Source organism: Streptomyces justiciae (genome assembly GCF_015163075.1).
Classification (GTDB): Bacteria; Actinomycetota; Actinomycetes; order Streptomycetales; family Streptomycetaceae; genus Streptomyces; species Streptomyces justiciae.
Genome location: NZ_JADDXU010000040.1, coordinates 1 through 9,209, shown reverse-complemented (window position 1 = coordinate 9,209; position 9,209 = coordinate 1). Strand labels below are relative to the sequence as shown.

Here is a 9,209-nt window from a genome sequence, read left to right as displayed (position 1 = left end):
GCCCGTCCGCGCCCGCGACCACCAGCACCGCACCCGCACCGAACGCCATGCACAACTCAGACACCGCCGCGTCAAAACTCAACGACGCAAACTGCAACACCCGAGCACCCACACCCACCGCGAACCGCTCGATCTGCGCACCCGCCAAATTCACCAACCCCGCATGCGACACCACCACACCCTTCGGCCGCCCCGTCGAACCCGAGGTGTAGATGATGTAGGCGAGCTGGTCAGGAGCGATCTCCGGGAGTTCGTGCACGGCCTGGTCGCCGTGCAGCTCGTCGAGCAGGACCGTCTCCACCTCACCGGGCAGCCGGTCGGCGGTCTCGGGCGCCACCAGGACCAGTTCGGCGTCGCTGTCGGCGACCATGTAGGCCAGCCGGTCGGAGGGGTACGCGGGGTCCAACGGGACATACGCCCCGCCGGCCTTCCACACGGCCAGAATCGCGATGATCGCCTCGATCCCGCGCGGGAAGCACAGGCCGACCCGGGACTCCCGTCCCACACCACGCGCCACCAGCCCGCGCGCCAACGCGTCGGACCGGGCGTCGAGTTCGGCGTAGGACAGGGTCTGGTCCTCGGAGCAGAGGGCGTCTGCCTCCGGCGTCCGGGCCACCCACCCCTGGAACAGCTCCATGACGGTCGCGGCTTCGACGTCGCTCGCGGTGCCGTTCCACCGCTCGACGACCGCCGCCCGCTCGTCCTCCTCCAGCACCTCCACGGCGCCCAGCCGCAGCTCCGGATCGGCCGCGACCTGCTCCAGCACCCGCACCAGCCGCCCGGCCAGCGCACGCACCGTCGCCTCGTCGAACAGATCGGCGGCGTAGAGAATCCCGCCACGCAGGCCATCGGCCGAGCCGTTGTCCGAGCGGCGCTCGCTCAGCGAGAGGGACAGATCGAAGCGGGCCGGCGGATCCGCCAGCGGCGGGATCTGCTCGACGACCAGCCCTTCGAGGTCCCAGAGGGCCTCGGGCACGTTCTGGAGCGCCAGCAGCACCTGGAACAGCGGATTGCGCGCCGCCGACCGCTCCGGACTCACCTCGTCGACGAGCCGCTCGAACGGCACGTCCTGATGCGCGTACGCCGACAGATCGGCCTCCCGCACCCGCGCCAACAGCTCACCGAAGGTGGGATTCCCGGAGGCGTCGGACCGCAGGACGAGCGTGTTGACGAAGAAACCGGCCAGGTCTTCCAGTTGCGAGTCCGACCGGCCCGCGACCGGCGTACCGACGCAGACGTCCTCCCCGGCCCCCATCCTCGCCAGCAGCATGACCAGCGCCGCGTGCACGACCATGAACATGGTCGCCCCGCTCTGCGCAGCCACTTCGGCCAACCGGGCATGCGTCTCCGCATCGACGTCCACCGGCACTGACCCACTACGGAACGACGGCACCGCCGGACGCGGCCGATCGAAGGGCAGCACCGTCTCCTGCGGCGCCCCCTCCAACTCCCGCTTCCAGTAGGCGACCTGGGCGGACACCTCGCTGTCGGGGTCGTCCAGCTCGCCGAGCACCTCGCGCTGCCACAGCGCGTAGTCCGCGTACTGGACGGGGAGCAGTTCCCGCTCCTGCGGCCGACTGCTCAACCGCGCCTGGTAGGCAGCCTGTAGGTCACGGGCCAGCACACCCATCGACCAGGCATCGGTCGCGATGTGATGCGCGACCAGCAACAGCACCCACTCCGCCTCCGAGACCCTCAACAGCGTGGTCCGCCACGGCAGTTCCACCGCCAGGTCGAAGCCACGCCCGGCCTCGCCCCTCACCAGATCACGCCACCGCTCACCGGCGTCAACGATCTGGAGCCGGGGACGCCCCTCGGCCCCCTCTCGGATCTCCTGATACGGCACACCCTCCACGTCCGGGAAGACGGTACGCAGACTCTCGTGCCGATCGGCGACGTCCCACAGCGCCGACTCCAGCACCTCGACGTCCAGGCTGCCGGTCAGCCGAAGAGCGAAGGGAAGGTTGTAGGCAGCGACTCCCTCAGCGCCCTCCCCGTCCATCCGGTTGAGGAACCACATCCGCTGCTGAGCGAAGGACAACGGCACCCGCTCGGGCCGCTTCCGCCGCCCCAGCACCACACCCGCCGACGCCCCGGCACTCTCGACGAGCCGCGCGACTGCGGCCACCGTCGGCTCCGCGAACACCTCACGGACCCCGACCGACACCTCCAACACCGACCGGACCCGGGCGATCAGCCGCATCACCTTCAGCGAATCACCGCCGAGCTCGAAGAAACTCTCCTCCGCACCGACCCGCTCCAGGTCCAGCACCTCGGCGAACAGGGCGGCCAGCGCCTCCTCCGTAGGAGTCGCAGGCTCACGGGATGCACCGGCACCCAGATCCGGCACCGGGAGTGCGGCGCGGTCGATCTTCCCGTTCACGGTCAGCGGGAAGGCGTCCAGGACGACGACCGCTGACGGGACCATGTACTCCGGCAGCCGGGTCGCGGCATACGCCCGTACGTCGTCGGCATCCACGTCCCCGACGACGTAACCGATCAGCCGCGCATCCCGTACGACGGCCAGGGCCCGCTCGGCCTGCGGGTGGGCGGCGAGTACGGCCTCGACCTCGCCGAGTTCGACGCGGAAGCCGCGGATCTTGACCTGTTCGTCGGCACGTCCGACGAAGGCCAACTGTCCTTCTGCCGTCCAACGGGCCAGGTCGCCGGTGCGATACATCCGGCCGCCGTCTTCGTCGAACGGGCAGGCAATGAAGCGTTCCGCCGTCAGGTCCGGGCGGTTGACGTAACCCCGGGCCAGGCCATCTCCCGCGATGTACAGCTCACCCGTCACACCCACGGGGACAGGGCGCAGGAAGGCGTCCAGGACATAGGTACGGACATTGCCCAGGGGGCGACCGATCGCGGGCGGGGCGTCCTCACCCGTGATGCCCTCCTCCAGAAGGACGGCCGTGGAGATGACAGTCGCCTCGGTCGGCCCGTAGGTGTTCCAAACCCGGGCGCCTTCACGCCACTTGGCAGCCAGACCGGCTTCCAGGCGCTCTGCGCCCAGCACCCAGTTCCCGATTCCGGCGACCGCGTCCGGCTCCAACACCCCCAGCAGCGACGGCACTACGCTCGCCACCTCGACGCCGGCCGCCTCGATCATGCGCGCAAGCGCAGCGCCGTCCAGCCGTTCCTCGGGCGAGGCGATCGCCAACGTGCCCCCGGCAGCGAGCGTGACCGCGACATCAAGCACCGCCGCGTCGAAGCTGAACGACGCGAACTGCAAGGCCGTGACGCCAGGTTCGACCCCGAGCACCGGACGCATCACGGAGGCCAGATTCGCCACCGCGGCATGTTCGACGGCCACGCCCTTCGGACGCCCGGTCGACCCCGACGTATAGATGACGTAGGCCAGTTGGTCGGAGTCAACCTCCGGCAGGACGCCGGAATCGCTCGCCAACTCATCCAGCAGAACCCCTACGGACAGTCGGCCGGCGGTCTCCTCCACGACCAGCACGAGCTCAGCGCCACTGTCCGCGACCATGAACTCGAGCCGATCAGACGGGTATTCGGGGTCGAGCGGGACGTACGCGCCACCGGCCTTCCACACCGCCAGCATCGCCACGACCATCTCGGCACCACGCGGCAAGCACAGCCCCACCCGGGACTCCCGCCCCACACCCCGCGCCACCAACCCACGCGCAAGCGCATCCGACCGGGCATCAACCTCGGCATACGACAGCCCGCGGCCCTCGGACCACACCGCGACCGTCTCCGGCGCCACAGCCGCACAGGCGCGGAACCGCTCGACCACCGAGGACGCATCCACGTCTCGCGCCGTCGCGTTCCACTCCTCGACGACTGCCGCTCGCTCGGAGGCGTCCAGCAGATCGAGGTCGCTCAGCCGCAGGCCCGGATCGGCCGCGACCTGCTCCAGCACCCGGGTGAGCCGCTCGGCCAGCGCACGCACCGTCCCCTCGTCGAACAGGTCGGCGGCATACAACAGCCCACCCTCCAGTCCAGCCGGGGCGCCGCCATCGGTCCACCGCTCACCGAGGCCCACCGACAGATCGAAGCGGGCGGGAGCCATCTCCGGCGGGATCTGCTCGACGGTCAGCCCCTCAAGCTCCCAGTGCGCCTCGGGCACGTTCTGGAGGGCCAGCATCACCTGGAACAGCGGGTTGCGGGCCGCCGACCGCTCCGGGTTCAGCTCGTCCACCAGTCGCTCGAACGGCACGTCCTGATGCGCGTACGCCGACAGATCGGCCTCCCGCACCCGCGCCAGCAACTCACCGAAGGTGGGATTCCCGGAGGCGTCGGACCGCAGGACGAGCGTGTTGACGAAAAAGCCTGCCAGGTCCTCGAGTTGTGAGTCCGAACGCCCGGCGACGGGTGTCCCGACGCAGAGGTCCTCCCCCGCGCCCATCCTTGCCAGCAGCACCGCCAACGCCGCGTGCACGACCATGAACATGGTCGCCCCGCCCTGCCCGGCCAGCTCCACCAGCCGGGCATGCGTCTCGGCATCGACGTCCACCGGCACGGACCCGCTACGGAACGTCGGCACGGCCGGACGCGAACGGTCGAAGGGCAGTGCGGTCTCCTGGGGCGCTCCCTCCAACGCCCCCCGCCAGAAGGCGATCTGCCCCGCCCCCGCACTCGACGGGTCCTCCAGCTCGCCCAGCACCTCACGCTGCCACAGCGCGTAGTCCGCGTACTGGACAGGGAGCGGCTCCCAGCCCGGGGTGCCCTCCCCGGCGAGACGGGCACGGTAGGCGTCCCGGAGATCGCCGGCTATCACGCCCATCGACCAGGCGTCGGTCGCGATGTGGTGGGCCACCAGCATCAGCACCCACTCCGCCTCGGAGACCTTCAGCAGCGTGGTCCGCCACGGCAGATCGACCCCGACATCGAAGCCACGGCCGATCTCCTCCCGCATGAACTCACGCCACCGCTCGCCGGCCTCGACGACCACCAGCGCCGGACGACTGCCCGCCCCCGACAGCACCTGCTGATACGGCACACCCTCGATGTCCGGGAAGACCGTGCGCAGACTCTCGTGCCGGTCGGCGATGTCACCCAGCGCCGCACTCAGCGCGTACTCATCCAGCTGCCCGCTCAGCCGCAGCACCAGCGGCAGGTTGTAGACGGACGCCCCGGTCTCGTCCATGCGGTTGAGGAACCACATCCGCTGCTGAGCGAAGGACAGCGGCACCCGCTCCGGCCGCTCCCGCCGCCCCAGCACCACACCCGCCGACGCCCCAGCACCACCCTCGACCAGCCGCGCGATACCCGCCACCGTCGGCTCCGCGAACACCTCACGGACCCCGACCGACACCTCCAGCACCGACCGGACACGGGCGATCAGCCGCATCACCAGCAGCGAATCACCACCCAGTTCGAAGAAGCTCTCCTCCGCGCCGACGCTCTCCAGCCCGAGCAGATCGGCGAACAGCCCGCAGAGAGCCTCCTCCACCTCCGTCTCGGGCCCACGGGAAGCACCCGCGCCCAGATCCGGGACCGGCAGAGCAGCCCGATCCACCTTCCCGTTCACCGTCAACGGCAGCGCGGCCAGCACCACCACGGCCGACGGCACCATGTAGTCCGGCAGCCGCCTCGCCGCATGCGCCCGCACCGCGTCCTCGTCCACATCACCGACGACATACGCGATCAGCCGCGCATCCCGTACGACGGCGACGGCCTGCTCGACCTGCGGGTCAGCGGCGAGTACGGCCTCGACCTCGCCGAGCTCGACGCGGAAGCCACGGATCTTCACCTGCGCGTCCGCGCGGCCGACGAACGCCAGTTGTCCTTCGGTGGTCCAGCGGGCCAGGTCGCCGGTGCGGTACATCCGGCCGCCGTCTTCGTCGAACGGGCACGCGATGAAGCGTTCCGCCGTCAGGTCGGGACGGTTGACGTAACCGCGGGCCAGACCGTCTCCGGCGATATACAGCTCACCGGGCACTCCCACCGGCACAGGGCGCAGGAAGGCGTCCAGGACATAGGTGCGGACGTTCCCGAGGGGCCGGCCGATGGCGGGCGGGGCGTCCTCGCCCGTGATGCCCTCGTCCAGGAGGACGGCGGTGGTGATGACGGTCGCCTCGGTCGGCCCGTAGGTGTTCCACACCTGGGCGCCCTCACGCCACTTGGCCGCCAAGCCGGCTTCCAGGCGCTCAGCGCCCAGCACCCAGTTGCCGATGCCGGCGACCGCGTCCGGCTCCAACACCCCCAGCAGCGACGGCACTACGCTCGCCACCTTGACGCCGGCCGCCTCGATCATGCGCGCAAGCGCCGCCGCATCCAGCCGCTCCTCGGCGGAGGCGATCGCCAGCGTGCCGCCGGAGGCCAGCGTGACCGCCACATCCAGCACGGCCGCGTCGAAACTGAAGGACGCGAACTGCAAGGCCGTGACACCGGGTTCGGCCCCGAGCACCGGCCGCATGACCGACGCCAGGTTGGCCACGGCGGCGTGCGCTACGGCCACACCCTTCGGACGCCCGGTCGACCCCGACGTATAGATGACGTAGGCCAGTTGATCGCCACCAACCTCAGGCAGCGAACCGGAATCACTCGCCAGCTCATCCAGCACAACACCTACGGCCACACGACCGGCGGTCTCCTCTGCGACCAGCACGAGCTCGGCCCCGCTGTCCGCGACCATGAACTCCAGCCGCTCAGACGGGTATTCGGGGTCGAGCGGGACGTACGCGCCACCGGCCTTCCACACCGCCAGCATCGCCACGACCATCTCGGCACCACGCGGCAGGCACAGCCCTACCCGGGACTCCCGGCCTACACCGCGCGCCACCAACCCACGCGCAAGCGCATCCGACCACGCATCAACCTCGGCATACGACAACGCACGCCCACCCGACCACAGAGCAACCGCCCCGGGAGCCTCAGCCACACGGGCGCGGAACCGCTCCACCACCAAACCGGGCTCAGTCACCTCAGCCGTGGCATTCCACTCCGCGACGACTGCCGCCCGCTCGGAGGCGTCCAGCAGATCGAGGTCGCTCAGCCGCAGCTCCGGTTCTGCGGCGACCTGCTCCAGCACCTGCACCAGCCGCCCGGCCAGCCCGCGAACCGTCCCCTCGTCAAACAGATCCGCGGCATACAGCAGCCCACCCCCCAGCCCAGCCGGGGCACCGCCATCAGTCCACCGCTCACTCAGATCCACCGACAGGTCGAACCGGGCCGCAGGGTCCTCCACCGGCGGAACCTGCTCCACCCACAGCCCTTGCAGCTCCCACCGCGCCTCGGGCACGTTCTGGAGCGCCAGCATCACCTGGAACAGCGGGTTACGGGCCGCCGACCGCTCCGGATTCAGCTCGTCCACCAGCCGCTCGAACGGCACATCCTGATGCGCGTACGCCGACAGATCGGCCTCCCGCACCCGCGCCAGCAACTCACCGAACGTGGGATTCCCGGAGGCGTCGGACCGCAGGACAAGTGTGTTGACGAAGAATCCCGCCAGCCGCTCCAACTGCGCATCCGACCGCCCGGCGACCGGCGTACCGACGCAGAGGTCCTCCCCCGCACCCATCCGGGCCAGCAGCACCGCCAACGCGGCATGCACGACCATGAACATCGTCGCCCCACCACGCGCGGCCAGCTCCGTGAGTCGGGCATGCGTCTCCGCATCCACCCCGACCGGCACCGACCCACTACGGAAGGACGGCACCGCCGGACGCGAACGGTCGAAGGGCAGGACCGTCTCCTGCGGCGCCCCCTCCAACGCCCCTCGCCAGTAAGCAATCTGCCCCGCCGCCGCACTCGACGGGTCCTCCAGCTCGCCCAGCACCTCACGCTGCCACAGCGCGTAATCCGCGTACTGCACCGGCAACGGCGTCCACTCCGGAGCCTCCCCGGCAAGCCGCGCGCCGTAGGCATTCTGGAGGTCGTTCGCGAGTACGCCCATCGACCAGGCGTCGGTCGCGATGTGATGCGCGACCAGCAGCAGCACCCACTCCGCGTCCGAGACCTTCAACAACGTGGTACGCCAAGGCAGTTCGGCCGCGAGGTCAAAGCCACGCCCGGCCTCCTCCTGCATGGCCTCACGCCACCGCTCGCCGGCCTCAACCACCACCAGCTCCGGACGCCCCTCGGCGCCTTCACGGATCTCCTGGTACGGCACGCCCTCCACGTCAGGAAAGACCGTGCGGAGACTCTCGTGCCGATCCGCCACGTCTCCCAATGCCGCCGCCAGCGCCGCCGAGTCCAGCCGCCCCGACAGCCGAAGGGCGAACGGCATGTTGTAAGCGGCCGCTCCCACCCCGTCCATACGGTTGAGGAACCACATCCGCTGCTGGGCGAAGGACAGCGGCACCCGCTCCGGACGCTCCCGGCGCGCCAGCACCACACCCGCCGACGACGCCCCGGCGGAGTCGACCAACCGCGCGACACCAGCCACCGTCGGGTCAGCGAAGACCTCACGAACGCCGACCGACACCTCCAGCACCGACCGGACACGGGCGATCAGCCGCATCACCAGCAGCGAATCACCACCCAGCTCAATGAAACTCTCCTCGGCACCGACCCGCTCCAGCCCCAGCACCTCGGCAAACAGCCCGCACAGCGCCTCCTCCGTAGGAGTCGCAGGCCCACGGGAAGCACCCGCACCCAGATCCGGCACCGGCAGAGCAGCCCGATCGACCTTCCCGTTCACCGTCAGCGGGAACGCGTCCAGCACCACCACGGCCGACGGCACCATGTACTCGGGCAGCCGAGCGGCGGCATGCGCCCGCAGCTCTCCACTGTCCGTGTCGCCGACGACGTATCCGATCAGCCGCCCGTCCCGGACCAGCACGACCGCCTGCTCAACCCCCACATGAGCCGACAGCACCGCCTCGACCTCACCCAACTCCACCCGGAACCCACGAATCTTCACCTGCTCATCCGCACGCCCCAAAAACTCCAACTGCCCGTCCGGCAACCACCGCACCACATCCCCCGTGCGATACATCCGGCCACCGTCCTCACCGAACGGGCACGCCACAAACCGCCCCGACGTCAGACCAGCACGCCCCGCATACCCACGAGCCAGCCCCACCCCGGAGACATACAACTCACCACGCACCCCCACCGGCACCGGCTGCAAAAACGCATCCAGCACAAACACCCCGGCATTACGCAACGGCCGCCCAATCGGCACCACGTCCGCACCCGGCTCCAACGGCAAACTCATCGCCGCACACACCGTCACCTCAGTCGGCCCATACGCATTCACCATCCGCCGACCAGACGCCCACCGCTCCACCAACCCA

General features: G+C 70.1%; 1 protein-coding gene. It reads right to left on the bottom strand.

The genetic code is table 11. The features are described 5' to 3' along the window. A partial coding sequence (locus IQ210_RS48155; RefSeq protein WP_265584763.1) for a non-ribosomal peptide synthetase occupies window positions 1-9,175 on the bottom strand: 9,175 nt, incomplete at its 3' end. Window positions 9,176-9,209: the final 34 nt, after the last annotated feature.